General features: G+C 59.6%; 25 protein-coding genes. 8 read left to right on the top strand and 17 right to left on the bottom strand.

Going from position 1 to position 25033, the window contains the following annotated elements; genetic code table 11:
• Position 1 precedes the first annotated feature (1 nt).
• The 3 genes from pheS to rpmI form a co-directional block, all read right to left on the bottom strand.
• Positions 2 to 1084, bottom strand: coding sequence for a phenylalanine--tRNA ligase subunit alpha (pheS, locus tag ACXHRN_RS01175; protein WP_488639533.1), 1083 nt, complete (start codon positions 1082 to 1084; stop codon positions 2 to 4).
• Between the two features lie 99 nt (positions 1085 to 1183).
• Positions 1184 to 1588, bottom strand: coding sequence for a 50S ribosomal protein L20 (rplT, locus tag ACXHRN_RS01170; protein ID WP_488639532.1), 405 nt, complete (start codon positions 1586 to 1588; stop codon positions 1184 to 1186).
• Positions 1589 to 1625: 37 nt separating this feature from the next.
• Positions 1626 to 1829, bottom strand: a complete 204-nt coding sequence (gene rpmI / locus ACXHRN_RS01165; protein WP_488639531.1) for a 50S ribosomal protein L35 — start codon at positions 1827 to 1829, stop codon at positions 1626 to 1628.
• Between the two features lie 315 nt (positions 1830 to 2144).
• Between rpmI and ACXHRN_RS01160 the strand changes: the two genes are divergently transcribed.
• On the top strand, positions 2145 to 3281 hold the full coding sequence (locus ACXHRN_RS01160) for a multicopper oxidase domain-containing protein (protein ID WP_488639530.1): 1137 nt from the start codon (positions 2145 to 2147) through the stop codon (positions 3279 to 3281).
• A complete protein-coding gene (locus ACXHRN_RS01155; RefSeq protein ID WP_488639529.1) occupies positions 3278 to 4465 on the top strand; it encodes a ZIP family metal transporter in 1188 nt (395 codons plus the stop codon). The genes ACXHRN_RS01160 and ACXHRN_RS01155 overlap by 4 nt, the downstream gene beginning before the upstream one ends.
• Positions 4466 to 4648: 183 nt before the next feature.
• Here ACXHRN_RS01155 and infC read toward each other — a convergent pair whose 3' ends face one another.
• Positions 4649 to 5185 carry a translation initiation factor IF-3 gene (gene infC, locus ACXHRN_RS01150; protein WP_488641785.1) on the bottom strand — a complete coding sequence of 179 codons (537 nt, stop codon included), beginning with the start codon at positions 5183 to 5185 and terminating at the stop codon, positions 4649 to 4651.
• Between the two features lie 168 nt (positions 5186 to 5353).
• Between infC and ACXHRN_RS01145 the strand changes: the two genes are divergently transcribed.
• Both ACXHRN_RS01145 and ACXHRN_RS01140 read left to right on the top strand, forming a co-directional pair.
• Positions 5354 to 6160 (top strand): alpha/beta hydrolase, encoded by an 807-nt coding sequence (locus tag ACXHRN_RS01145; RefSeq protein WP_488639528.1) that lies wholly within the window; start codon positions 5354 to 5356, stop codon positions 6158 to 6160.
• Between the two features lie 117 nt (positions 6161 to 6277).
• Positions 6278 to 6886 (top strand): transglutaminase-like cysteine peptidase, encoded by a 609-nt coding sequence (locus tag ACXHRN_RS01140; RefSeq protein ID WP_488639527.1) that lies wholly within the window; start codon positions 6278 to 6280, stop codon positions 6884 to 6886.
• A gap of 29 nt (positions 6887 to 6915) precedes the next feature.
• On the opposite strand, the gene mbfA is transcribed toward ACXHRN_RS01140, so the two are convergent.
• Positions 6916 to 7899 (bottom strand): iron exporter MbfA, encoded by a 984-nt coding sequence (mbfA, locus tag ACXHRN_RS01135; RefSeq protein ID WP_488639526.1) that lies wholly within the window; start codon positions 7897 to 7899, stop codon positions 6916 to 6918.
• A gap of 76 nt (positions 7900 to 7975) precedes the next feature.
• Positions 7976 to 8638: a sulfite oxidase-like oxidoreductase gene (locus tag ACXHRN_RS01130; RefSeq protein WP_488639525.1), complete on the bottom strand. Its 663-nt coding sequence runs from the start codon at positions 8636 to 8638 to the stop codon at positions 7976 to 7978.
• 140 nt (positions 8639 to 8778) lie between these two features.
• On the opposite strand from ACXHRN_RS01130, the gene ACXHRN_RS01125 reads away from it, so the two are divergent.
• Positions 8779 to 9570 (top strand): C40 family peptidase, encoded by a 792-nt coding sequence (locus ACXHRN_RS01125; protein WP_488639524.1) that lies wholly within the window; start codon positions 8779 to 8781, stop codon positions 9568 to 9570.
• Here ACXHRN_RS01125 and ACXHRN_RS01120 read toward each other — a convergent pair whose 3' ends face one another.
• Positions 9571 to 9948: a hypothetical protein gene (locus ACXHRN_RS01120; RefSeq protein ID WP_488639523.1), complete on the bottom strand. Its 378-nt coding sequence runs from the start codon at positions 9946 to 9948 to the stop codon at positions 9571 to 9573. It lies immediately after the preceding gene.
• 171 nt (positions 9949 to 10119) lie between these two features.
• Between ACXHRN_RS01120 and ACXHRN_RS01115 the strand changes: the two genes are divergently transcribed.
• Complete coding sequence (locus ACXHRN_RS01115; protein ID WP_488639522.1) at positions 10120 to 11523, top strand: pyridoxal phosphate-dependent decarboxylase family protein; 1404 nt, start codon at positions 10120 to 10122, stop codon at positions 11521 to 11523.
• 262 nt (positions 11524 to 11785) lie between these two features.
• Here the strand turns inward: ACXHRN_RS01115 and rfbA are convergent, their stop codons facing one another.
• From rfbA to ACXHRN_RS01090, 5 genes are all read right to left on the bottom strand, one after another.
• A complete protein-coding gene (gene rfbA / locus ACXHRN_RS01110) occupies positions 11786 to 12667 on the bottom strand; it encodes a glucose-1-phosphate thymidylyltransferase RfbA (protein WP_488639521.1) in 882 nt (293 codons plus the stop codon).
• A 12-nt stretch (positions 12668 to 12679) separates the two neighbouring features.
• Entirely contained in the window at positions 12680 to 13558 is an 879-nt protein-coding gene (gene rfbD, locus ACXHRN_RS01105; protein ID WP_488639520.1) for a dTDP-4-dehydrorhamnose reductase, read from the bottom strand.
• Positions 13558 to 14616 (bottom strand): dTDP-glucose 4,6-dehydratase, encoded by a 1059-nt coding sequence (gene rfbB, locus ACXHRN_RS01100; RefSeq protein ID WP_488639519.1) that lies wholly within the window; start codon positions 14614 to 14616, stop codon positions 13558 to 13560. The genes rfbD and rfbB overlap by 1 nt, the downstream gene beginning before the upstream one ends.
• Before the next feature lie 10 nt (positions 14617 to 14626).
• Complete coding sequence (gene rfbC, locus ACXHRN_RS01095) at positions 14627 to 15181, bottom strand: dTDP-4-dehydrorhamnose 3,5-epimerase (RefSeq protein WP_488639518.1); 555 nt, start codon at positions 15179 to 15181, stop codon at positions 14627 to 14629.
• A gap of 66 nt (positions 15182 to 15247) precedes the next feature.
• Positions 15248 to 15952: a TetR/AcrR family transcriptional regulator gene (locus ACXHRN_RS01090; RefSeq protein WP_488639517.1), complete on the bottom strand. Its 705-nt coding sequence runs from the start codon at positions 15950 to 15952 to the stop codon at positions 15248 to 15250.
• A 200-nt stretch (positions 15953 to 16152) separates the two neighbouring features.
• Here ACXHRN_RS01090 and ACXHRN_RS01085 point away from each other — a divergent pair, with 200 nt between their 5' ends.
• The gene (locus ACXHRN_RS01085; RefSeq protein WP_488639516.1) at positions 16153 to 17355 is read left to right on the top strand and encodes a multidrug effflux MFS transporter; all 1203 of its coding nucleotides are present in this window, start codon (positions 16153 to 16155) and stop codon (positions 17353 to 17355) included.
• Positions 17356 to 17424: 69 nt separating this feature from the next.
• On the opposite strand, the gene ACXHRN_RS01080 is transcribed toward ACXHRN_RS01085, so the two are convergent.
• The 4 genes from ACXHRN_RS01080 to ACXHRN_RS01065 all read right to left on the bottom strand — a co-directional run bounded on the left by ACXHRN_RS01080 (position 17425) and on the right by ACXHRN_RS01065 (position 22800).
• Positions 17425 to 17925, bottom strand: a complete 501-nt coding sequence (locus ACXHRN_RS01080; RefSeq protein WP_488639515.1) for a hypothetical protein — start codon at positions 17923 to 17925, stop codon at positions 17425 to 17427.
• Positions 17926 to 18056: 131 nt separating this feature from the next.
• Positions 18057 to 19238: a GGDEF domain-containing protein gene (locus ACXHRN_RS01075; protein WP_488641784.1), complete on the bottom strand. Its 1182-nt coding sequence runs from the start codon at positions 19236 to 19238 to the stop codon at positions 18057 to 18059.
• A 229-nt stretch (positions 19239 to 19467) separates the two neighbouring features.
• Entirely contained in the window at positions 19468 to 21300 is a 1833-nt protein-coding gene (lepA, locus tag ACXHRN_RS01070; protein ID WP_488639514.1) for a translation elongation factor 4, read from the bottom strand.
• A 90-nt stretch (positions 21301 to 21390) separates the two neighbouring features.
• On the bottom strand, positions 21391 to 22800 hold the full coding sequence (locus ACXHRN_RS01065) for a DUF5939 domain-containing protein (RefSeq protein WP_488639513.1): 1410 nt from the start codon (positions 22798 to 22800) through the stop codon (positions 21391 to 21393).
• A gap of 210 nt (positions 22801 to 23010) precedes the next feature.
• Between ACXHRN_RS01065 and ACXHRN_RS01060 the strand changes: the two genes are divergently transcribed.
• Positions 23011 to 23565: a DUF922 domain-containing Zn-dependent protease gene (locus tag ACXHRN_RS01060; RefSeq protein ID WP_488639512.1), complete on the top strand. Its 555-nt coding sequence runs from the start codon at positions 23011 to 23013 to the stop codon at positions 23563 to 23565.
• Here ACXHRN_RS01060 and ACXHRN_RS01055 read toward each other — a convergent pair.
• Positions 23562 to 24995 (bottom strand): MJ1477/TM1410 family putative glycoside hydrolase, encoded by a 1434-nt coding sequence (locus tag ACXHRN_RS01055; protein ID WP_488639511.1) that lies wholly within the window; start codon positions 24993 to 24995, stop codon positions 23562 to 23564. The two genes, ACXHRN_RS01060 and ACXHRN_RS01055, sit on opposite strands and share 4 nt — an antisense overlap.
• Between the last annotated feature and the right edge of the window lie 38 nt (positions 24996 to 25033).

Here is a 25033-nt window from a genome sequence, read left to right as displayed (position 1 = left end):
CTTACGCGCTCAAACCGCCGAACAGCGTCGGCAAATCAAGCGGGCGGAAGCCGTAGTGGTTCATCCATCTGATATCGGCATTGAAGAAATCGCGAAGGTCGGGCATGCCGTATTTCAGCATGGCGATGCGATCGAGGCCCATGCCCCATGCAAAACCCTGATAGACATCGGGGTCGAGCCCGCCGGCACGCAGCACATTGGGATGCACCATGCCGCAACCGAGGATTTCCATCCAGTCGTTGCCCTCGCCGAACTTCACCACGTCGCCGGAGCGATCACACTGGATATCGACTTCAACCGAGGGCTCGGTGAACGGGAAGAACGACGGGCGGAAGCGCATGTTGACCGAAGGCACCTCGAAGAAGGCCTTGCAGAACTCTTCCAGCACCCAGCGCATGTTGGCGACATTGGCTGATTTGTCGATCACCAGGCCTTCGACCTGATGGAACATCGGCGAGTGGGTGGCGTCGGAATCCTGACGGTAGGTCTTGCCGGGAATGACGATGCGGATAGGCGGCTGCTGGCTCTCCATCGTGCGCACCTGAACCGGCGAGGTATGCGTGCGCAGCACCTTGCGCTCGCCCTTTTCATTCGGCGGCAGGAAGAAGGTATCGTGCATCTCGCGGGCCGGATGTCCTTCGGGGAAATTCAGCGCGGTGAAATTGTAATAGTCTGTCTCGATATCCGGACCTTCCGCAATCGAAAAACCCATATCGCCGAAGATCGCGGTGATCTCGTCGATGATCTGGGTGATCGGGTGGATACGGCCGCGCTCTGCGGGCGAGGAGCGCACCGGCAGCGTCACGTCGACAGTCTCGCGCGCCAGCCGCTCGTTGATCGCCTGATCCTTGAGATCCGCCTTGCGGGTGGTGATCTGCTCCGTCACCTCTGATTTCAGGAGGTTGATGGCGGCGCCACGTGTCTGCCGCTCTTCCGGGCTCATGGTGCCGAGCGTCTTGAGGAGCTCAGAAATCGAACCCTTCTTGCCGAGCGCATTGACGCGGACGTTTTCGATCGCCGCTTCGTCGGCGGAAGCCGCGACATCAGCGAGAATGGATTGTTTCAACTGGTCGAGATCGGACATGGATCGCTCGTGACGTTTCAATGGAATAAACAGAAAAAACCCGCGCTAGCCTGCCAGCGCGGGTTTCCCAATAAGAACATAGAGTGGGAAGCGCTGGTCTTAACCGACTGCGCGTTCAAACTCGTTGGTGGTGCCCTTTTCCTTGAGGTAGGAAAGGTTCTTCTTGGCGGCTGCGACGAGCACGCCGAATGCTTCCGGCTGGCTGATTGCCATTTCCGACATCACCTTGCGGTCGACTTCGATGCCAGCCTTCGAGAGGCCGTCGATGAAGCGGCCATAGGTCAGGCCATGTTCGCGGACAGCAGCATTGATACGCTGGATCCACAGAGCGCGGAAATTCCGCTTCTTGACCTTGCGGTCACGCGTTGCGTACTGCATCGAGCGATCGACGGCAGCCTTCGCGGTGCGGATCGTATTCTTGCGGCGGCCGTAGAAACCCTTGGCTGCCTTCAAAACCTTCTTGTGCTTAGCGTGAGACGTTACGCCTCTTTTTACACGTGCCATTTCATGATCTCCTTATAACAACAAAAAACCGGTAGTCTTAGAGACCGTTCGGGAGGTAGTTCTTGATCACCTTGCGGCCATCGGGCTCAGAGAGCACCATGGTGCCGCGGGCGTCGCGAATGAACTTGTTGCTACGCTTGATCATGCCGTGGCGCTTGCCGGCAGCTGCCGACAGAACCTTGCCGGTTGCGGTGATCTTGAACCGCTTCTTGGCAGACGACTTCGTCTTCATCTTGGGCATTTTGCTACTCCATTGTTTTCGGTTTTTGAGAAACGAACTGATGAGGTCCATTTCAAGCATGAAGAACGGCCACGGCATGCCCTGCCGGACCGTTCGGAACGCGCCCATATAACCGCAGGGATCAAAAAGCGCAACGGGCCAGGGAATTTTCTTTTTTCGAACCTTCCTGCATTTAAATGAGAATGATTTGCAATTGCATTAAGGATATGCGCATTATTGTCGGGCGCTCGCACCATGTGACGCAGTGAACCGACAGCAATTCGGCGAAATGCGCTCCACGACAATGACGCGCCCCGGTTCGTGAAAGAGGCAATAGTGGAAATCAACGACAAACGACGCGAACTGCTGAGCCGCAGAGGTCTGCTCGCCGGAGGGCTTGCAGCAGCCGGTGGAACGGCGATCTGCGCAAGCGGTGCACTCGGCCAGACATCCCATGCAGGACACGAAATGAAGCCGGCCGCCGGCGTCGCGAAGGCGGCAGTCCCGGCGCATATGAATGCGCATGGCGCGATGATCACCGTCGGCGACGTAGACAATGCGGCAAACGGTTTCGATCCGATCGCGATGCTGACAGATTGGGAGACAGGAACGGTCGAGACGCTGCCGGACGGCCGCACGTTGAGAACGTTCGAGGTGGTCGCCGAGGACAAGGAGATCGAGATCGCTCCGGGCGTGACCTATCCGGCATGGACCTTCAACGGCCGCGTGCCAGGCCCGGCCCTCCGCGCCAAAGAAGGGGACCGCATCCGCGTCAATTTCAAGAACTACGGCTCACATCCCCACTCGATGCATTTCCACGGCATTCATTCGGCGCGCATGGACGGTGTTCCGGGCACAGCCGGCATGATCGATCCCGGCGGCGAATTCACGTATGAATTCGATGCAAAACCCTTCGGCTGCCATCTCTACCATTGCCATGCCCTGCCGCTGCGCCGGCACATGGTCAAGGGCATGTACGGCGCCTTCATCATCGATCCCGATCCCGCCAGGCACCCCGAACACGCCGATGTCGCACGCTCGCGCCTCCTCGGCACACCGGAGAATGCCGGCTGGCAGGAAATGGTGATGGTCATGAACGCCTTCGACACCAATTTTGACGAGGAGAACGAGTTCTACGCGGCCAACACCATTGCGCACGCCTATGCGAAAACCCCGATCAGGATCGAGCGCGGCAAACCCGTGCGCATCTATCTCGTCAACGTGATCGAGTTCGACCCGATCAACTCGTTCCATCTGCATGCAAACTTCTTCGATTATTATAATCAGGGCACGACGCTGACACCGACGCTCAAGACGGTGGACCTGATCACGCAATGCCAGGCAGAGCGCGGTATCCTGGAGTTCACCTTCGCTGAGCACGAGCCTGGTCTCTACATGTTCCACGCACACCAGACGGAGTTCACGGAACTCGGCTGGATGGGCATGTTCGATGTCGTGGAGACGCTGTCGTGAGCAATATCGTCGGAACGAAAACGCCTGCGCGTTCTCCTCTCAGGCTCGCCTGGCTTATTCTGCCCTTCGTGGCACTGCTGCTGGCGATCGCCTGGGTCGTTGCCACGGATCCACTGCAAGGGTTCAGGAACGGCGCACCACCCGTCGAGAACCTGACCTTCGAGCGCACCATCCTCGATGACAAGGGGGTGCATCTGCTTGTTAGGGCGGGCGGCGCAGAGCCCATGAAGATCGCCCAGATCCAGATCGATGCCGCCTACTGGCAGTTCACACAGGACCCGCCCGGCGAAATCGCCCGAGGCTCGACTGCCTGGCTGAACGTGCCGTTCCCCTGGGGGCTGGGCGACACCCATGCCGTCACCGCCGTGACCAGTTCCGGCACGACGTTCGATCACGAAATCGCCGTTGCGGTGCCGACGCCCCGCGCCACGGCTGGCCAACTCTGGTCGCAGGCACTGGTCGGCATCATCGTCGGCGTCGTTCCCATCGCCATAGGCCTGATGTTCTATCCGGCATTGCGTGGCGTCGGACAAAACGGCATGAACTTCCTGCTGGCGCTGACCATCGGGCTGCTGGTCTTTCTGCTGGTCGACATGGGCGGCGAATCGTTTGAACTGGCCGACGCGACCGCTGCCATCTTCCAGGGACCAGTCATGGTGGTGCTGGCAGGGCTTGCGAGCTTCCTGATCCTGATGGCGGTCGGACGGCGCAAGGGCGTCCCGACAGGGCTGGCGCTGGCGACGTACATCGCGCTCGGTATCGGCCTGCACAATCTCGGCGAAGGTCTTGCGATCGGTGCTGCCTTTGCCGCGGGTTCGGCCAGCCTCGGCACCTTCCTTATTCTTGGCTTCACGCTGCACAACATCACCGAGGGCATCGGCATCGCGGCACCCATCCTCAAGAACAGGCCGCCGCTGTGGGTCTTTGTCGGTCTTACCCTGCTGGCCGGCGTGCCAGCGGTGTTCGGCATGTGGCTCGGCAGCCTCGCCTATTCGCCACAATGGGCGGCACTCGCACTTGCCATCGGCGCCGGCGCGATCCTTCAGGTCGTCATCGAAGTCGGCGCTTATCTGATGCGCACCAACAAAAAAGGCATGGAGGCCTTCCTTACACCTTCAGTGATGGGTGGCCTCGCCGCGGGCGTCCTCTTCATGTATGCAACGGCGGCGCTGGTGAAGGTCTGACGCTTGATTTCAACGGTGGCCCAAACACATGTTTGGGCTGCATTGAAGCGGGTGCACGCAGATACGAGCGTTCCAACCGAAAACGGCGTCAACGGCGATAGTGGCTGCGCAAATCAGCCATAAAAGCAAAACGTCCGGATGCGGCATCCGGACGTTTCAAACATTCAGAACCTCGGATGAGGCTTACTTTGGTGCGAGCACCATCATCATCTGGCGGCCTTCGAGCTTCGGCTCGGCTTCCACCTTGGCGATGACCTGGGTGTCGTCCTTGACCTGAAGCAGAAGCTTCATGCCGAGTTCCATATGGGCCATTTCGCGGCCACGGAACTTCAGGGTCACCTTGACCTTGTCGCCTTCGTCAAAGAAGCGTTGCATAGCCTTCATCTTCACCTGATAATCATGGGTGTCGATGTTCGGGCGCATCTTGATCTCCTTGATCTCGATGACCTTCTGCTTCTTGCGGGCTTCTGCTGCTTTTTTCTGGGTCGCGTATTTCAGCTTGCCCAGATCGAGGATCTTGCACACCGGCGGTTCGACGTTCGGCGAAATCTCGACGAGGTCCAGACCGGCGGCTTCTGCCATGGCGAGCGCCTGGTCTGTCGGCACGATGCCCTGGTTATTGCCATCGGCATCGATCAGCTGGATACGCGGAACGCGAATTTCCCTATTGGAACGCGGGCCGTCTTTGGTGGGGCCCTCCGCCTTGAAAGGTCTGCGAATGGTCGTATTCTCCTAATTGTTTACAACGCGCGGCCTTTCTGCCATCAGCGACTCTCGAAAGCAATCGCCGAATTGACCGCGGGCAAGTGCTTAGCACGGTTTTTTCGAAAAATCACCACCGGAAATCGAGCGGTTGCACGCCTATTGCCCTGCATGAAAGGAAAATCCATGGCCGACAACGACACTTCTGCCGCTTATGTCGAGGCCGGACCGGAAGGCGACCGCCGCCGCATTGCCGTCATCGCCTCGGGCAATCCGGGCAGGAAGGATGCCCCGACCGTCGTCTGGCTCGGCGGCTACCGATCCGACATGTCGGGCACCAAGGCCATTGCACTCGAAGCGCATGCGGCAAGCCTCGGCATTCCCTTCCTGCGTTTCGATTATTCCGGCCACGGCCAGTCGAGTGGCAATTATCAGGACGGCACGATCTCCATCTGGCTCGAGGACACCCAAGCAGTGCTCGCCGAACATGCCAAGGGCCGCAAGCTCATTCTCGTGGGGTCCTCGATGGGCGGCTGGATCGCATTGCGGCTGATCGAGGAACTGCGCAAGGACAAGAAGAGCAAGACCAAGGCCGTCGGCCTGGTGCTGATCGCGCCCGCGCCCGACTTCACCCATGATCTCATTGAGCCGAATCTCAGCGACGCCGAACGCGCCTCGCTTGCCGAAAAAGGCTACTTCGAGGAGCCGTCCGACTATTCGCCCGAGCCCAACCGCTTCACCCGCAAGCTGATAGAGGACGGCCGCAACAATCTCGTGCTCGACAAATTGATCGAGACCGGCTGCCCGATACACGTACTGCAGGGTATGCAGGACCCCGACGTCCCCTACCGCCATGCCCTGAAGATCATGGAGAAAATCGCCCATGACGATGCGATCCTGACGCTGATCCGCGACGGCGACCACCGGCTTTCCCGGCCCGAAGACCTGGAACGCGTCTGCGAGGCAGTGTCGGGTATGTCACAAACTGCTTAAATACCTGGCGAATCTTAACCATATTAAACGAACGACATGGTTAACGGTTCCTTAACGATTGACTCCGCGCCCCGAAATTAATTTAACTCTTCATTAAGGATTGAAGGGGCGTGGGCAATGGCATTGAGTGCGAAGGCCGGGTTGATGGTTCTGGCCATCTTGGCGGGCGGATTGACGGGAACCAGTGCGGAGGCGGCATCACGCTACATGCAGACCGGCTCCGTCACATCCCAGCCGATCGGCCACTACGTTTTCTGCCAGACGCATGAAGCCGAATGCTCAATTAAATCAGCCAGCACGATTGCGCCGCGCGTCACTGAATTCGGTTGGGACGTCGTCCGCGAAGTCAACGCCCAGGTCAACCACGACATCATGCCGATGACCGACCAGGAAATTTATGGCCGCGACGAAGTCTGGGCCTATCCGAAGGATGTCGGCGACTGCGAAGACTTCGCACTGCTGAAGCGCAAGATCCTGCTGGACAAGGGCTTCTCGCCTGCTGACCTGCTGATCACCGTCGTTCGCAAGCCCGATGGCGAAGGCCACGCCGTGTTGACGCTGCGCACATCCGACGGCGACTACATTCTCGACAACCTCGACGCCAATGTGAAGCTCTGGTCGCAAACGCCTTATCGCTTCCTCAAGCGTCAGGCGAGCTTCAACACCGGCCGCTGGGTCACGATCGACAACTCCGACGAAGTCGTCGTCGGCGCCGTCGAGAAGTAGGAGAGAAACGGCTGGCGCCTGACACCGTGTCAGGCGTTGCCGATCAGGATCCCGGCTGCGAGCACCAAGGCCCCACCCAGCACCACCTGAAGCGCCGCCTTGAAGAACGGCGTTTCCATGAACCGGTTCTGGATGAAGGCGATGGCCCAGAGTTCCACGAACACCACGCAGATGGCAATCACTGTTGCGGTGTAAAAATCCGGGATGAGATAGGGCAGCGCATGCCCCAATCCCCCGATCGCCGTCATGATGCCCGAAGCAAGGCCGCGCTTGATCGGTGAGCCTCGGCCGGAAATGACGCCGTCGTCATGGGCAGCTTCCGTAAACCCCATCGAAATGCCGGCACCGACCGATGCTGACAGGCCGACCAGGAATGTCTGGAACGTATCGCCGGTCGCAAAGGCGGCTGCGAAAATCGGCGCCAGTGTCGACACCGATCCATCCATCAGACCAGCCAGCCCCGGCTGCACCCAGGTCAGCACGAAGCGTCGGCGCGCAGTCTGGTCTTCCTCGGCCCGCACGTTATCCGGCAGATGCTTCTCTTCGAGACTGTGGGCAAGACCCTCATGTGCCTTTTCGGCCAGCGCCAGATCGCCAAGCAGTTTGCGGGTTGCGGCATCCGTCGAGCGGCTGGCGGCCTGCAGATAGAAGCGGTGCGCCGCTTCCTCCATGGCCTCGGCCTGCTTGCGGGCCTCCGACACTGACAGCGAGCGGATCAGCCAGTCCGGCTTGCGCTCCGGAAACTCCCTGATGTGCTCGCGCCGGACCAGCGGAATGCGACTGCCGAAACGCGCCGCATGCTGGTCGATGAGGATTTGCCGATGGTGACTTTCCTCTTCCGCCATATCTTCGAAAATATGAGCAGAGTGCGGATAGTCTCCACGCAGCGCATCCGCATAGGCGAGATAGATACGTCCATCATCCTCCTCGTTTGAGATGGCGAGCGCCAGCACTTCCTGTTCGGAGAGCGAGGCCAGCGGACGTTTGGACGACGGAAAGAAAGAGCTGAGCATGACACGCCTATTTTTAGAATGATTCTAAATAAGCGGATCGAATGTCATGGTCAAGGCATCGAGAGCTTTTATGCCGCTAATCGTCGGAATATCGCTGCTCACGCCACGGGTCGCCGAACATATGGTAGCCATTGCGCTCCCAGAAGCCGGCGGCGTCTTCAGCGATCAACTCGATGCGGCTCAGCCACTTGGCGCTTTTCCAGAAATACAGATGCGGCACGACCAGCCGCATCGGTCCGCCGTGATCGCGGCTCAGCGGCGCACCCTCCCAGGACGTGGCAAGGATGGCATCCTCGGCAGCGAAATCCACCAGCGGCAGGTTGGTCGTGTAGCCGTCATAGCTCGTCAGCATGACGTAATGCGCTTCGGGTTGCGGCATGACGAAGTCGAGCAGGTCACGCGTCGACACACCCTTCCACTGGTTGTCGTAGCGCGACCATGTCGTCACGCAATGGATATCGGTGACCTTGGTGCTTTGCTCCAGCGCCTGGAAATCACTCCAGCTCAGCGTTACCGGGTGTTCGACTAGACCACGGACATCCAGCTTCCATGTGCTGGTTGAAATATTGGGCTGCTGGCCTAGATCCAGCACCGGCCAGTTCTTGACGAGGTGCTGGCCGGGTGGCAGGCGATCGGTCTCCGGCCGGCTGATCTTGCCGGTCAGGAACTTGCCCTCGGCCGCCCAACGGCGCTTTGAAGTGGTGAGTTTGCTATCGAGGGAAGTGTCGTCGTCGCTCATGGCTTGTCCTCTTTTCGCATCGCAATATAGGATATCCGCCGTTTTGAACTGTCAAGCGGGTAAACCAGCTGTGATCGCCAGTCGACGTGTAAGGGAAGGCTCGCTAATCTCGGCCTGGAGAACTCGAATCGGAGCCATGCATGGAAGCCGCCGGAGAAGTGCTGTTTCTGGACAGGATCGGAAAATTTCTCGCCAAACGGCTGCGTGAGGAAACATCCGGCTACGAGCCGTTCACCCCATCCGATCCCGATGTGCTGCGTCGGACGCTGCGACCGGGCGATATCATTCTCATCGAAGGCAATGACCGTCTTTCAGCGGCGGTGAAATACCTCACCCAATCCACATGGTCGCATTCGGCCTTCTATGCAGGCAAGGCTATTCCATGGGACGGCGCCGAGGCTGACCGGCCGGAGCTCATCGAGGTAACGCTGGCCGACGGCTGCGTCGCCTCGCACCTCCGCAAATACGAGACCTACAACACGCGCATCTGCCGGCCGTCGGGGCTGACGCCGGAGGATCTCGACACGATCGTATCCTTCATGGTGGCGAGCATCGGCCGCAAATACGACCTCAGGAACATCGTCGATCTGTTGCGTTATTTCCTGCCCAATCCGCCGGTGCCGGTGAAATGGCGGCGCAAGTTGATCGCCTTCGGTTCGGGCGATCCGACACGGGCAATCTGCTCGACGCTGATCGCCGAGGCCTTCGGGCTGGTGCGCTACCCCATCCTGCCGGAAACGGAGCCCAAGGCCGGGCAGGCACATGCCCAATCGGCCTTTTCACGCCGCGAGATCCTGCATATCCGCCATCACTCGCTTTATGCGCCGAGAGATTTCGATCTCTCCCCGTTCTTCCATATCGTCAAACCCACCTTGGAATACGGGTTCGACTACAAGGAGATCGAATGGGGAGAGGTCAAGAATGCAAGCTGATTACTCGGAGAGTTCGATGACTTCGGTGTTGCCGCCGGTGCAGGTGTAGCAGCAGTCCTCGCAGGTCTGGGTGTTGCCCGGGCCGACGCCCCAATAGGTCTCGCGGTCGCCCTTGATCCAGGCGCCGTAGCAGATCTTTTCGCCTTCGTTGCATGAAAGCGCCATCGTCTTGGTCTCGCCGTCATCGAGGAGGTAGACCTCGTCGTTGCCCGGCCAGACATAGTTTGCCCGATCCTGGCTGTAGAGCTCGACTTCGACAGCATTCGGATGGCTGTTCTTCATCTGGAATGTGACGTCGGCAGCCGAGGCAGCCGAGGCGGTCAAAAGGCACGCCAAAGCGACCCATGCCGCCATGGAAAGTTTGATAATCCTATACATGTATTTCCCCCAAATCGATTTCGGCTTTGCCGAAACATCCGGCTAATAGCATGAGTGAAATCAACAGCATAGAGCGGCGAGCGCCGCTTTCGGAACATTTGACGCAAATAGCGGCGTGATGGCCGACTTTTTTCGCGTATAGATCGGCAAAGCATGAATTGGGAGGAAAGAATGGACAGCAATCAGTTCCGCCTTTGGTCGGAGAAGGCGGCAGAATGGGGCGTTCAGTATAGGGAAAATCTGCGTGACCGCCCGGTGCGGGCGCAGACCAAACCCGGTGATATCGCCGCGCAGATCGAGCCAAGTGCACCCGAGACCGCCCACGATATGGAAACGATCTTTGCCGATTTCGAGCGGATCATCGTGCCCGGCATGACCCACTGGCAGCATCCGCGCTTCTTCGCCTATTTCCCAGCCAATGCCGCGCCCGTCTCCGTCGTCGCCGAATATCTGGTGACGGCCATGGCCACGCAATGCATGCTGTGGCAGACCTCGCCGGCCGCCACCGAGCTTGAGACCAAGGTGATGGACTGGCTGCGCCAGGCGCTCGGCCTGCCGGAAGGGTTTACCGGCGTCATCCAGGATTCGGCGTCGTCAGCGACGCTCAACGCCGTGCTTGTGATGCGTGAAAAAGCGCTGGAATGGCTTGGTAACAAGGACGGGCTCGCCAATCATCCGCCGATCCGCATCTATTCCTCCAATCAGGTGCATACCTCGATCGATCGGGCCATCTGGGTCTCCGGCATCGGCGAGAAGAACCTCGTTCGCGTTCCGGTGAAAGGCGACCGCAATGGCATGGACCCGGCAGCACTGGAAGCGGCAATCCTCGCGGACCGTGAGGCGGGCTTCCTGCCGGCCGGCATCATCGCTTGCACCGGTGGCACATCTGTCGGCGCCTGCGACCCGATCGACGACGTCGCCGCAATCGCGAAGAAGCATGGCCTATACCTGCATGTAGACGCCGCCTGGGCTGGCTCTGCGATGATCTGCCCTGAATTCCGTACATTCTGGAGCGGTGTCGAGGCAGCAGATTCCATTGTCTTCAATCCGCACAAATGGCTGGGCGCGCAGTTCGATTGCTCGGTACAATTTGTCCGCCGACCCGAAGACCTCGTCCGGACGCTGGCGATCCAGCCTGAATACCTCAAGACCCACGGCCATGACGGCATCATCAACTATTCGGAATGGTCGGTACCGCTAGGGAGGCGCTTCCGGGCGCTGAAACTGTGGTTCCTGCTGCGCTTCCACGGACTTGAAGGCCTCAGGACGATGATCCGCAACCATGTCCGGTGGTCCGAAGACCTGGCCCGCAAGCTGGCGCTCGAACCGGACTTCGAAATCGTCACGCAACCCATGCTGTCGCTGTTTTCCTTCCGCCACAAAGGCGGCAGCAATGCCGACGCCCACAACATTGCCGTTGTCAACGCCATCAATGACGACGGCCGGATCTACCTCACCCAGACACGCGTCAACGGCAAGATCGCCATCCGCTTCCAGGCCGGCCAGTTCGAGATGACCGAGGCGGATGCGGTGACGGCATTCGAGGTGATCAGGAAGGTAGCTCGGAAAGTGTAACGCATGGTGGGCTTGGCTTCCCCTCATCCGGCCTTCGGCCACCTTCTCCCCAAGGGGAGAAGAGGGAGATCGTGGCTTGCTCAATATATCAAAAGCTGGGGCCGCGGCTATGCAGGTAGCGGGTTACGAGCGGGATCGGCACCCCCCTCTTCTCCCCTTGGGGAGAAGGTGGCGCGCAGCGCCGGATGAGGGGTCGACGGCATTCAAGGTCGATGTTGGGAATGCTACAAGACTCACCATTATCGTCCTTGAATACCGGCCCTCACCCGGCCCTTTCGATCTGCCTGGCCAGTGCCTGCAAGTACCGCCCATAATCGCCCTTGCCGTATTTCTCCGCCTGCGCGGCAAACATTTCGAGGGAGATGAAGCCCTGCCCCAGCGCGATCTCTTCCGGGCAGGCGATCTTGAAGCCTTGGCGCTTTTCGAGCGTGCGGACAAATTCGCCGGCCTCGATCAGGCTATCGGGCGTGCCGGTATCGAGCCAGGCGTAGCCACGCCCCATGATCGACACGTTGAGCTCGCCGCGCTCGAGATAGACGCGATTGACGTCGGTGATTTCGAGTTCGCCGCGCGCCGAGGGTTTCAGGTTGGCGGCGATCTCGACCACAGAGGAATCATAGAAATACAGGCCCGTCACCGCCCAGTTCGACTTCGGCTGAACCGGCTTTTCCTCGATCGACAGCGCTCGCATGTCGCGGTCGAACTCGACCACGCCGTAGCGTTGCGGATCGACGACATGATAGGCAAACACCGTGCCGCCCTTGGCCGTGGCGCGCGCCGCAGCCAGCAATTCCGGCAGGCCGTGGCCGAAATAGATGTTGTCGCCAAGGATGAGGCAGGACGGCGAGGAGCCGACGAAATCGGCACCGATTATGTAGGCCTGCGCCAGCCCGTCCGGGCTCGGCTGCACGGCATAGGAGAGCGAAATACCCCATTGCGAACCGTCGCCGAGCAGATGCTGAAACAGCTCGACGTCATGAGGCGTCGAGATGACCAGAATCTCGCGAATGCCGGCCAGCATCAGCGTGGTCAGGGGGTAATAGATCATCGGCTTGTCATAGACCGGCAGCAGCTGCTTGCTGACCGCCAGCGTCATCGGATGCAGCCGTGTACCGCTGCCGCCCGCGAGGATGATACCCTTCATGCGTCCCTCCTGTCAGCCAAGCAACGTGCGAACGACCTTTTCGGTCGATTGCCGCCACTGCGGAAGCGTGATGCCGTAGATGTCTTCGAGCTTAAGAGCCGAAAGGCGCGAATTGGCCGGCCGCTTTGCCGGCGTCGGATATTGGGCGGTGGTGATGTGCTGCACGGAGACGGCCTTACGCCCGAATTTCTCGGCCGTGGCAAAAACATGCTCGGCAAGATCCGCCCAGGTCGCTTCGCCGGAGCCCGTGAGATGGAATATGCCACGGTAACGCGGGTCAGAATCGGAAACGAGAACCTTCGCCGCCACGATCAGGGCGCGGGCGACATCCTCGGCCGAGGTCGGGCAACCCCGCTGGTCAGCGACGACGGAGAGCGTGTCCCGCGTCTCGCCCAGCCTCAGCATCGTCTTGACGAAATTGTTGCCATGGGGCGAATAGACCCATGCCGTGCGGAAGATCGCGTGGTTGGGTGCTGCCGCCGCGACCCGCTGCTCGCCGTGGAGCTTCGAGGCGCCATAAATGGAAGTCGGGCCGGTGGGATCGGTCTCGACATAAGCGCCGTCCTTGGTGCCATCGAAGACGTAATCTGTCGACAGATGCAGGATCGGCACCCCGAGCCTGTCTGCGGCTTCCGCCACCGCACCTGCGCCCGCTGCATTGATGGCAAAGGCGACGTCGCGCTCCGACTCCGCCTTGTCGACGGCAGTATAGGCGGCGGCCGATATGATCGCATCCGGCTTCAGCGCGGCCAGTGCGGGATAGACCGATGCTGCGTCGGCAAGATCGAGTTCCGGCCGGCCTGTCAGCAGGATCTCGACGCCGAGATCGGCCCCGACTGCGCCGAGGCTCTGCGCCACCTGTCCTTGCTTGCCGGTGACCGCAATCCGCATCACTTGCTCTTTTCCAACGTACCGAGCCGCTCGCCGGAATAGACCTTGTCGCGCAGCGGCTGCCACCACCAGGCATTTTCGAGATACCAGGTGACGGTTTTCTCGATGCCGGTGTCGAAGTTCTCCAGCGCCTTCCAGCCAAGCTCGGTCTCCAGCCGGGTGGCGTCGATCGCATAGCGGGCATCATGGCCCGGACGGTCTGTGACATAGGTGATCAGCGTCTCGTGGCGATGCGGCTTGGGATTTAAGCGATCCATGATCGCGCAGACCGTCTGGACGACGTCGATGTTGCGGCGCTCGTTGCGGCCGCCGACATTATACTTCTCGCCGATCCGGCCGCGCGAGGCGATGAGATGCAGCGCGCGGGCATGATCCTCGACATAGAGCCAGTCGCGGATGTTGATACCCTGGCCATAGACCGGCAGCGTCTTGCCTTCGAGCGCATTGAGGATGATGAGCGGGATCAGCTTTTCCGGAAAGTGATACGGTCCGTAATTGTTGGAACAGTTGGACACCACGACCGGCAGGCCATAGGTGCGCTGCCAGGCAATCGCCAGATGGTCGCTGGCCGCCTTCGACGCCGAATAGGGCGAGGATGGATCATAGGGCGTCATCTCATGAAACAGGCCGTCGTCGCCAAGCGAGCCATAGACCTCGTCGGTCGAGACGTGCAGGAAGCGGAAATCCGCCTTCGCATCGCCTTCCAGCCCGTTCCAGTATCGCCGGGCGGCCTCAAGCAGCAAGAACGTGCCCATGACATTGGTCTGGACGAAATCGGCAGCGCCGGTGATCGAGCGGTCGACATGGCTTTCGGCGGCGAGATGCATGACGCGATCCGGCCGGAAGCTGTCGAAGGCCTCGTTCATCGCCTGGCCATCGCAGATATCGGCTTTGAGAAACCGATAGTTCGGTGCGTTCTCGATGACTTTCAGCGACGCGACATTGCCGGCATAGGTGAGCTTGTCGACATTGAGCACCTCGGCGCCGATCTCGGAAACCAGGTAGCGCACCAGTGCCGATCCGATGAAGCCCGCCCCGCCTGTAACCAGAATCCGCATCGTCATCTCCTCAGGCGAACGCTTCGGTGAGGTCGGCGAGCAGCGGCTGCTTGCGATCCTTGTCGGAAAGTTGGGCTGAAGCCTCGTCGACACCCCAGTTGATGCCGAGCGCTGGATCATTCCACCGGAGACCGCGGTCATGCGCCGCACTATAATAATTGGTGACGAGGTAGAAAATCTCGGTGTCCGCAGCCAACGTCACGAAACCATGCGCAAAGCCTTCCGGCACCCACAGCTGATGGCCGTTGTCGGCGGTCAGCTCGGCGGAGACATGCTGGCCAAACGTTGGCGAGGCGCGGCGGATATCGACGACGACATCAAGGATGGCGCCTTTCAGGCAGCGAACGAGCTTGCCTTGCACCATCGGATCGAGCTGGAAATGCAGCCCGCGCACGGTGCCCTTGACCGCCGACATCGATTGATTGTGCTGGACGAAGGTCCGCGCGCCGATTTCGGCATCGAAGCGGTCCTGCCGGAACGTCTCGGAAAACCAGCCACGGCTGTCGCCTATCCGTTTCGGTTCGACCAGTACGGGTCCATCAATCTCGAAACGCCGGAATTCCATACCACACCCCAAATCACACGGGGGTGGTTTTATTGGCTTTAATGCAGAAGCTCAATGGCAAGATTTTCAGCCGCTCACGGCTTCCAGTTCAGCCTTCGCAGGCGACGCTTTCTCTGCTGGCTTGCCATAGGCGCGCAGGAAGGTGCGAACGGCATTGCGGGCGGCACTTTCAAGCTGGGCATCGGTCGGCGTTTCACCAAACAGCGTCAGCATGCGGATATCGGCGTCGCCGAGCGCCAGGAACTGCCGGGCGGCGAGATCGAAATCGTCGATGTTCAGTCTGCCGGTAACGCTGAGCCGCGCAAACAAAGCCGCCAGCGCGTTGGTGATCTTCAGTGGGCCCTGCTGGCGCCAGGATTCGAACAGATGCGGGTAGCGCTCGCCTTCGCTCTGCACCAACCGGCGCAGGAACTTGCCATCCTGATTGCAGATGCAATTCTTGTTGAGCTTGATGGAAAAAGCGGTGAGGTCATCTTCGAGATTGTCAGCCTTGTCCGGAAAAGTGGACAGGATGGCAAACAGCATGGCATTGGCGCGATTCATGACATCATCGACCACAGCCATGAAAAGGGTTTCCTTTTCCCGGTAATGGTTGTATACAGTCTGGCGAGAGACGCAGGCATTGGCTGCAATCTCATCGATACTTGCCCCAGAAAACCCCTCCCGACAAAACACCTCCGCTGCCGCATCCAGGATCGATACGCGCTTTGCGCATTGTCCGCTCGATGAGGCTTTTGGCGCCTTCTTTGCCACTGACGAAATTTTGTTCATCAGAAGAAGATAGTGCGTCTTGACGAATTAGACAACAGTGTCTAATTTTACATCTGTGTCCAAAATAATGGACACAGTGTTTACGACCGGCGACATCCTCCCAAGTGCTCGCCGGCACCCTTGCATCACGGACCCATTCGGAAACAGGCGACGGAGAACAATCCGGTTCGAGCGTCGCCGTTTTATGAAAGATCGACACCATGACGACGTCCTTTTATCGCACGGCAGTTGTCCTTGGCCTGCTCTCGGCCATCGGCCCGTTTGCCATCGACATGTATCTCCCCGCCCTTCCCTCCATCGGCAAGGATCTCGGCGCCGACACCTCGATCACGCAGCTGAGCCTGCTTGCCTTCTTCATCTCTTTTGCCTTGAGCCAATTGTTCTACGGCCCGATCTCCGACATGTGGGGCCGCAAGGCGCCGCTCTATATCGGCATCAGCATCTTCGCACTCGCCAGCGTCGGCTGCGCGCTGGCGACCGACATCGAAACGCTGATCGCCTTCCGCTTCCTGCAGGGCATCGGCGGTGCGGCCGGCATGGTCATTCCCCGCGCTATCGTTCGTGACATGCATACCGGCATCCAGGCTGCCCGCCTGATGTCGCTGTTGATGCTGGTCTTCTCGATCTCGCCGATTCTCGCCCCGCTTTCGGGCAGCGCCGTCATCGAGTTCTACGGCTGGCGCGGCGTGTTCTGGGCCGTGACCGTTGCGGCGCTGATCGGCCTCGTGCTGCTCTCGACCCAGCTTACGGAAACCCGCCCGGCCGCCCATCGCGCCGAAAGCGGTATCGGCTCGGCGCTCGCCGCCTATGGCAAGCTGCTGCGCGACAAGAACTTCCTGACGCTGACCTTCATCGGCGGTCTGGGGATTTCGAGCTTCCTCGTCTATCTCGCCAACTCCCCCTTCGTGCTGATCGACCATTACGGCCTGACGCCGACGCAATATTCCATCGCGTTCTCCATTAATGCCGTGTCGTTCTTCACCGTGTCGCAGGCGACCGGCTGGCTCGGCGAACGTTTCGGCCTCGTCCGCGTCATGCGGATTGCCGTCACCGCCTTTGCGTTGACCATGGTGACGATGGCCGTGGTGATGCATGCCGGCTTCAACCAGCTGCCGGTCATGGCGAGCTTCCTGTTCGTCGGCTACGGCTTCCTCGGCCTGGTCATCCCGACCAGCGCAGTGCTGGCGCTTGAAGAACACGGCGAAATCGCAGGCACAGCCTCGTCGCTGATGGGCACGCTGCACTTCGTCACGGCGGCCATCGCGATGGTGATCGTCAGCTTCTTCTTCGACGGCAGCGCCCTGCCAATGGTCGCTGGCATCGCACTCGCCGCAGCCCTCGCCTTCGTGCTGACGCAGGCCACGATCGGCCGCCGCGCCGCGGTCAATGCCGCCGCTGAGTGAACGAGTGAGCTGAAATACAAAGCCCGCGTCTAGAGATGGGCGCGGGCTTTGTCGTCAATGGTGATCAGTTCAACGAACGATCTTCAGAGTCGGCGCACCCACATGAAACCGCCGAACGCTGAAAACACCCAACACCAGCGCGATCACCAACAAAATAACCTGGGCGACAAGGAACGGCGGCTCATCTCCCTTTGGTGCCAGTTCGTGCAAACCGGGAACCTTCTGGAATGACTGCACGATTAACACGAAACAGTTGAAATACAGCAGCGCCACCGATCCAGCCACATAGACAAGGCGCCATATGCCCGTCAGCGACGTACGGTATTTGGCGTAAAGGGTTGGAATGAAAATCAGAATACAGAGAATTCCAACACCGATCGCTGGCGTGAAACCGTTGATCGGAAACAGGAAACTGGTGATCAGGGTCAGGGCAGTCGCAACGATGTAGGTCTTTGTCCAGCCCGGATATATCTGGCTCTTGAGAAAACCATAGACCACCGGAATACCCGCCACGATGGCGACCAGACTGATTAAAACGTGAAAAATAGTGAGTGCATAAACAGCAGACATCGCATCAATCCTTTGCAGCAGATGTTGGCGTCCATCGACAGAGCAAACGATACAGCAATTGGTTGAGAGATAAAGGCTGCTGATGCGTGACGTTCGTCATTGATCCGGCGCCACGATATCCACTTCTGCCGTCAGCTGGCCAACGATAGCGAGTCGCTAGCGATGTCGGCCATCGACACCGTGTTCCTGCCGTTTCGTTTCGCGTTGTAAAGTGCTGCGTCCGCCTCCTTGAGCAGGGCGTCGAGCGACCATTCCGAGGACTTGCCACACGCCACGCCGAGACTGGCCGTAACGACATGGCCATCAGTGAGCCCGCGGTGCCGAATGTCAAGGCCTTCGATCGCCGCCCTTATCAGCTCGGCCTTGACCAGAGCGGTCAGCGGGTCAGTATCTCGCAGCAATACGAGAATTTCCTCACCACCGAACCGGAAGGTTTCGCCAGCGTCACCCACCTCCAGCGAAATGCACCGGCAAATAGCGCGAATGCAATCGTCGCCTTCGAGATGGCCATGAACATCGTTGAACAATTTGAACCTGTCGATATCGAGCATCACGACGGCCACTGAAGCAACTGCGCTGCGCTCGTTCCAGATTGCGTCGCGTATCCGCGCCAGGGAACGGCGGTTCAGAAGGCCGGTCAGCTCATCACGTTCGGATTTCTGTTCCAGCTGTGCGTGTAACAGTCCTGCCCGGAGCTGGTTTAGGAAGTTCATCCGGTCCTTGTGTTCCATGAAATAGGCACTCATCGCCAGAAAGATCGATACCGTCATGTAGAATGTGACGATGCCGCTTTGGGTAACCGCGTCGAATGCGCCGGTAAGGCTGGTTGTGGTGAAATGCGAAGCGCACATTGCCACCAAACCGACCAGGATGGCGGCAAAACGTGGCCTGAGCGCAATGACGAAAAACAGAAAGGCTGCAACGTTGCCGTTCTGGTAGACGAACATGTAGGGACTGTGGCTGCTGACCGCGACGGCCATCGGCAGCGTAACGCCAAGGACCGCGATTGCGATCGACAGTAGATCGTAGGCCAAAGCATTCGGCCAGCGGCGTACGGCAAGAACGCTGGCGACGACGAACGGTGTGAAGATCAGAAAACGAACGACAACCAGTCCGGAAAACACATCTGACATCATGGTGGCGTCGCCGAAATAGACGAGATCGTAAATCAGGATGCCGATCACCGCCCAGATCGGTGCAAGCCGCACGCGGGAAGCCACATAGTCACGCAGGAAGGCAGTTTCGATTTCAGGTGCAAAACGCAGCAGTCGAAATCCCTTGCGGATCTCACGATCCACGCCTTCCAGCGTCATGGCACTCACGAGAGACTCTCCGGCTTTCGGGATAGACTTGCGCAGCGTAACGCCAAAGTCTGAACACGACCTAAAGGGGTATTCGTACGACTCAGCATATCCCAGGATACAGGCCAATTGCCAGACCACAAGGGTCAGCACACAGCCCGAGATCCCCCGGCATTCTCTCCTGCAACGCACCCCCTCGGATCACTCGCATGACTATATCAGCATCGACGAGATACAATCTTTAATCATCGCTCATCCGCAGTGCCGCGATAAACGCCTCCTGCGGGATGTCCACCTTGCCGAACTGGCGCATGCGCTTCTTGCCCTCTTTCTGCTTGTCGAGCAGCTTGCGCTTGCGGGTGGCGTCGCCGCCGTAGCATTTTGCCGTCACGTCCTTGCGCATGGCCGAGATCGTCTCGCGGGCGATGACGTTGCCGCCAATCGCCGCCTGGATGGGGATCTTGAACATGTGGCGCGGGATCAGGTCCTTCAGCTTTTCGCACATGTCGCGGCCGCGCTTTTCGGCAGCCGAACGGTGGACGAGCATCGACAAGGCGTCGACCGGCTCGCCGTTGACCATAATCGACATCTTGACGAGATTGCCTTCCTGGTAGTCCGTCAGGTGATAGTCGAACGAGGCATAGCCCTTGGAGATCGACTTCAGCCGGTCGTAGAAATCGAACACCACTTCGTTGAGCGGCAGGTCGTAGGTCACCATGGCGCGCGCGCCGGCATAGGTGAGCTCGATCTGGATACCGCGGCGATCCTGGCAGAGCTTCAGCACCGAACCGAGATAATCATCGGGCGTCATGATCGTGGCGCGGATCCACGGCTCCTGGATTTCCTTGATCTTGACGACGTCCGGCATATCAGCCGGATTGTGCAGCTCGCGCTCGGTGCCGTCGGTCATGGTCAGCTTGTAGACAACCGAAGGCGCGGTGGCGATCAGGTCGAGATTGAACTCGCGCTCCAGCCGCTCCTGGATAATTTCGAGATGCAGCAGGCCGAGGAAACCGCAGCGGAAGCCGAAGCCGAGTGCGGCAGACGATTCCATTTCGAAGGAGAACGACGCGTCATTGAGCCTGAGCTTGCCCATGGCGGCGCGCAGATCTTCGAAATCAGCGGCATCGACCGGGAACAGGCCGCAGAACACCACCGGCTGCGCCGGCTTGAAGCCCGGCAGCGCATGGGCGGTCGGGCGCTTGTCTTCGGTGATCGTATCGCCGACGCGCGTGTCGGCCACTTCCTTGATCGAGGCGGTGATGAAGCCGACCTCGCCGGGGCCGAGTTCTTCGACATTGACCATCTTGGGGGTCAGCACGCCAATGCGCTCGACGCCATATTTGGCGTCAGTGCCCATCATGCGGATGGTCTGGCCCTTCTTGAGCACGCCGTCGATGACGCGCACCAGCACCATGACGCCGAGATAGGTGTCGTACCAGCTGTCGACCAGCATGACCTTGAGCGGTGCCTTTTCGTCACCGCTCTTGGGCGGCGGCAGGCGGTGGACGATGGCTTCAAGCACATCGGGGATGCCGAGGCCGGTCTTGGCCGAAATCATCACGGCGTCCGAGGCATCGAGACCGATCACATCCTCGATCTGCTGCTTGATACGATCCGGTTCAGCGGCGGGCAGGTCGATTTTGTTGAGCACCGGGACAATGTCGTGACCGGCGTCGAGCGCCTGGTAGACATTGGCCAGCGTCTGCGCTTCCACACCCTGCGAGGCATCGACCACCAGCAGCGAGCCCTCGCAGGCCGCCAGCGACCGCGAGACTTCATAGGCGAAGTCGACATGGCCCGGCGTGTCCATCAGGTTGAGGATGTATTTCTCGCCATTGTTGGCGAGATAATGCAGCCGCACCGTCTGCGCCTTGATGGTGATGCCTCGTTCCTTCTCGATATCCATATTGTCGAGCACCTGCTCGGACATCTCGCGATCGGCAAGGCCGCCGGTGGTCTGGATCAGCCGGTCGGCAAGCGTCGACTTGCCGTGGTCGATATGCGCCACGATCGAGAAATTGCGGATATGGGATAGGGGCGTGCGATTTTCTGTGCTCATGGCCGCCCGCATACAATGGAAAGCGTAAAAGTGTAAAGGTTCTTCGCGCCGGAACGGCTGAAAAGAACGGGATTCGCCGCGCCTCCGAGCGCGACAACCGGCTCACGGAATGGAAAAAATGCTGATCTCGTTGGTGATGCCGCGGAGTGCGACATTGTGCGACATCGGATTGAGGCCACGATCCGCCAGAAAGCTCGAGGCGCGCGCATCGTCCAGCACCGAGCTGGTAGCGAAGATTTCATGCGACGTCGCAAGGTGCTGCACGCGTGAAGCGATGTTCACGGTCTGCCCGAAATAGTCCTGCCGCTCGTTGAGGTTCACGGCAATGCACGGGCCCTGGTGAATGCCGATTTTCAGAAGCAGGTCTTCACTGCCGCGCTGCTTGTTGAGCTCGCGCATGGCATCCCGCATCAGCATGGCGGCGGCAACTGCCCGATCCGAGGTCGGGAAAGTTGCCATGACAGCGTCGCCGATCGTCTTGACGACCGCACCGGCCTCCTGCGCCACGATCTGGTGGAGAACGCTGAAATGTGCCTTCACCAGCTCGAAGGCCGCGAGGTCGCCGACCTTCTCGTAGAGTTCGGTGGAACCACGCAGGTCGGTGAACAGAAATGTCAGGCTCGCGATCTTGAGCCGCTGGTCGATGTCGATCGTGTCGGTGCGGAAGATATCCCGGAATGTCTGGTTGGACAGCAGGCGCTTGGCCGTGAGGAACGGCCGGCGGTGACCGAGGAGGGCATGAAGCGCATCGTTGACGACGCACACCGAGGGCAACGTGCGAACATCGGTATGGTTCTCGACCTGGATACGCACGGGACCGGGTCGTATTTCGAGAGCTTCGCTTTGGCTGTAAGAGCGGTCGAAGACGAGCGAGAGGCTTTTGCGTTCCTTTGTCGGCTCGCCTTTCACTTCGAGAAAATAGGCCGCATGCGTTACCGGTTCGAAGACGACGGCAAAGCCCTCGGGTAGTGCCAGCGAGATGACGGCCTTTTCGCCCGGAGGCAGTTCCAGCACCTCGAGCACAAATTCCTCGACCTTCTCTTCGTAACCTTCCTCCGGCAGGTCGATGCCGGAACCCCAATAGATCTGGCGGAAATATTCGAGCGGCGGCAGTTCATGAGGATTGTGCGCCTCGATGTGCCGCACCCGCGGGCTGACGGTGAAAGTTACATCGACCATGTCGTCCAAAGTCGGCTCATAGCCGGCTGAACAGAGCGTGCAGGTGTAGGCTTCCGCATGCACCGTCTTCAGCGAAGCGTTGACATCGAGCACACCACCACAACCGGGGCAGAGAATGTTCCACGACATGTCGAAGATCCCAAGCCGCGATGCGTGCAGGAAGGCAGCGATGGTCTGCTCTTCGTCGAGCCCCTCGCCGGCTGCAAAGGCCAGCACGTTGACACGGCCAAGCTTACGATCCGGTGCGTCGCGCACGAACCGCTCGAGGACATCGACGATATCAGGCTGCACTGATTGGCGCAGCACATCAAACAACGGCTGGGTTTCAGTCATGGTGGTATTGTATACCCAATCCGGGATGACGGCAGCGGATTTTTCGTCCCTGACGGCAAATTCGTGCCATCTTCCAATTTCTCGACAGGATTCGATCACTTTTGAGGCAGGCGCGCCGAGGCGAGATGGGCACCGCACTATGAAATACGGCAGGGGACAGATTTGAAAGCAGGCTTCCGACTTTGTTTCACGATGGTATTGGCATTGCTCATGCCGGCCGTCTCGCAGGCAGAATGGCAGGCGGTGGAGAAGACGCAGACTTATTCTGTTTCGGGTAAAACGGGACCCGAACTCTATGCCGCGATCGGCGCGCGCGGCCCGCTGATGGGCAGCAAGGTCCGCGTGATCGCACATACCAGCTTCAAACTGACGTGGACAAGGAAATACGAGCCACAGGCCGATGGTGCCTGCACGCTGGTCTCGGCTCGGCCCAAACTGATCATCACCTATGTACTGCCGAAACCATCCGCCAAGCTGCCGCCTGCGATCGACAGGAACTGGCAGACCTTCATCACCGGCGTCGCCAGCCATGAGAGGGTGCATGGCGATTTCATCAAGCAGATGGTCCGGGATATCGAGACGATGAGCATCGGCCTTTCAGCGCCCAACGACCCAAACTGCACGAAGATCAGGACCAAGTTGACGAAGCGGCTCGTCGAGATCTCCTTTGCGCAACGGCAGAGGAGCGTAGATTTCGACCGGGTGGAACTCACCAAGGGCGGAAATATTCATCAGCTTATCCTTGATCTGGTGAATGGCGGCTAGATGACCAGGAAATCGCTGGCGCTCAATGTCAGATGCGCGTCGAGCTCGGCAAACAGCACCGGCTTTGCCTTCCCGGATCCGTCGGCGTCGTAGTAGAGCGCACCGGTCTTGTCGTTGTAGATGATGCGGTCGGCGCCATCGGCCGCCTTGCTACCGATTGCGAAGTCGGACGCCGAGAGGTCGCCGGTCTCCAGCTTGGTGAAGACGCCGTGGTCGAGCGCGATGCGGTCGTTGCCGACTTCAAAGTCAATGATCGCATCGACATTCGCCTTGCCGAGCTTGTTGTCGAAGATGAACTGGTCCTTGCCCGCGCCTCCGGTCAGCACGTCGTTGCCAAGCCCGCCATGCAGCTTGTCATTGCCGTCACGACCATTGATCTTGTCGTCGCCGCCAAGCCCATCGATCGTATCGCCCAGGTTCGAGCCGCGCAGCCTGTCCGCACCGGAGGTCGGCTTGATATAGGCGGGATCGCCGTCATAGGTGCCGACCAGCTTGTCGAGATCGCGATGCGGGGCGGCGAATGGGATGAACCCGTCCTTCAGCGCCAGCTTGTTGAACTCGTCCACCCGGCTCTTGCCGTTGATGTAATCGACCACGAAGACGGGAATGCCCTTGTCCAGGAAGTCGTGTTTCAGGACGTTGATCGTCTGCTTGTCGGGCCTCAGCGCGTTGTTCTCGTCCTTGTTGCCGCGATAATAGAGGTCCTCGACCGCGATGCCGCCGATGACATCGAGATAGTCGTGGATCCGTGCTTTGTCGGAACCCAGGGCATCGATGATCCAGGCGCCATTCTGCGGAATGACGAAGAAATCCTTGTTGGTCTCGCGCGCATGCTCAGTCATATCGATGACGAAGTCGACCATGCGCTGGGCGGCCTGCTTTTCGTTTTTGGGATCGCCGACCTCACGGTCCTTGGCTTTCACCTCGGCGCCCCAGAAGTAATAGGCATCGACAATATCGAGATAGGCCGCATCGAAGCCCGCCTTGACGATGGCGTCGACATCGCCGGTCTTCTGGTCGTTGAACATGATGTTCTGCCAGTCCTGGTCCCAGTAGCGAACCTTGCGGGATTCCGGCCAGTCGGGATTAAGCGGGCCGAGCCAGTCGGGCGCCGCATTGGTCAGCGCGCCGGTGGCCTTGCCGGTCGTCGTCCAGTCCTTGTCCCAGTAATCGCGGAAGTCCGAGGCCTCGCCGATCGAAATATAGGAGACGACGACGGAGCGCCCGCCCATGCCATCCTTGATGCGGGAGATTTCATCGACCGTGAAGCGATTGGCGTCGGTGCCGTCATGCGAGGCGTCGATGACGATGAGGTCGTGGGTAGCCGAGGCCAGATCGCCGGTCTTCAGCGGACGGCCGTTCGGACCTTGAAGCTCATAGCCCCAATTGTTGACGTCAACGATACCCGTGGAGGTCTTGAATTTCAGCATGTCTCTATCCGCTATGCCGGTCGTGTCGAGCGCCAATG

The sequence above is a fragment of the Shinella sp. OV683 genome (assembly GCF_057787725.1).
This window is presented reverse-complemented; position numbering and strand designations above follow the sequence as displayed.

Coding starts and splice junctions, on each gene's coding strand:
- ACXHRN_RS01085 (WP_488639516.1), top strand. CDS start 16,153: ATGACGACGTCCTTTTATCGCACGGCAGTTGTCCTTGGCCTGCTCTCG.
- ACXHRN_RS01145 (WP_488639528.1), top strand. CDS start 5,354: ATGGCCGACAACGACACTTCTGCCGCTTATGTCGAGGCCGGACCGGAA.
- lepA (WP_488639514.1), bottom strand. CDS start 21,300: ATGCGGGCGGCCATGAGCACAGAAAATCGCACGCCCCTATCCCATATC.
- ACXHRN_RS01060 (WP_488639512.1), top strand. CDS start 23,011: ATGCCGGCCGTCTCGCAGGCAGAATGGCAGGCGGTGGAGAAGACGCAG.
- ACXHRN_RS01125 (WP_488639524.1), top strand. CDS start 8,779: ATGGAAGCCGCCGGAGAAGTGCTGTTTCTGGACAGGATCGGAAAATTT.
- rplT (WP_488639532.1), bottom strand. CDS start 1,588: ATGGCACGTGTAAAAAGAGGCGTAACGTCTCACGCTAAGCACAAGAAG.
- mbfA (WP_488639526.1), bottom strand. CDS start 7,899: ATGCTCAGCTCTTTCTTTCCGTCGTCCAAACGTCCGCTGGCCTCGCTC.
- pheS (WP_488639533.1), bottom strand. CDS start 1,084: ATGTCCGATCTCGACCAGTTGAAACAATCCATTCTCGCTGATGTCGCG.
- ACXHRN_RS01075 (WP_488641784.1), bottom strand. CDS start 19,238: ATGACGCTGGAAGGCGTGGATCGTGAGATCCGCAAGGGATTTCGACTG.
- ACXHRN_RS01120 (WP_488639523.1), bottom strand. CDS start 9,948: ATGTATAGGATTATCAAACTTTCCATGGCGGCATGGGTCGCTTTGGCG.
- ACXHRN_RS01140 (WP_488639527.1), top strand. CDS start 6,278: ATGGCATTGAGTGCGAAGGCCGGGTTGATGGTTCTGGCCATCTTGGCG.
- ACXHRN_RS01080 (WP_488639515.1), bottom strand. CDS start 17,925: ATGTCTGCTGTTTATGCACTCACTATTTTTCACGTTTTAATCAGTCTG.
- rfbC (WP_488639518.1), bottom strand. CDS start 15,181: ATGGAATTCCGGCGTTTCGAGATTGATGGACCCGTACTGGTCGAACCG.
- ACXHRN_RS01055 (WP_488639511.1), bottom strand. CDS start 24,995: ATGCTGAAATTCAAGACCTCCACGGGTATCGTTGACGTCAACAATTGG.
- ACXHRN_RS01115 (WP_488639522.1), top strand. CDS start 10,120: ATGGACAGCAATCAGTTCCGCCTTTGGTCGGAGAAGGCGGCAGAATGG.
- ACXHRN_RS01130 (WP_488639525.1), bottom strand. CDS start 8,638: ATGAGCGACGACGACACTTCCCTCGATAGCAAACTCACCACTTCAAAG.
- ACXHRN_RS01090 (WP_488639517.1), bottom strand. CDS start 15,952: ATGAACAAAATTTCGTCAGTGGCAAAGAAGGCGCCAAAAGCCTCATCG.
- rfbB (WP_488639519.1), bottom strand. CDS start 14,616: ATGCGGATTCTGGTTACAGGCGGGGCGGGCTTCATCGGATCGGCACTG.
- rpmI (WP_488639531.1), bottom strand. CDS start 1,829: ATGCCCAAGATGAAGACGAAGTCGTCTGCCAAGAAGCGGTTCAAGATC.
- rfbD (WP_488639520.1), bottom strand. CDS start 13,558: ATGCGGATTGCGGTCACCGGCAAGCAAGGACAGGTGGCGCAGAGCCTC.
- rfbA (WP_488639521.1), bottom strand. CDS start 12,667: ATGAAGGGTATCATCCTCGCGGGCGGCAGCGGTACACGGCTGCATCCG.
- ACXHRN_RS01065 (WP_488639513.1), bottom strand. CDS start 22,800: ATGACTGAAACCCAGCCGTTGTTTGATGTGCTGCGCCAATCAGTGCAG.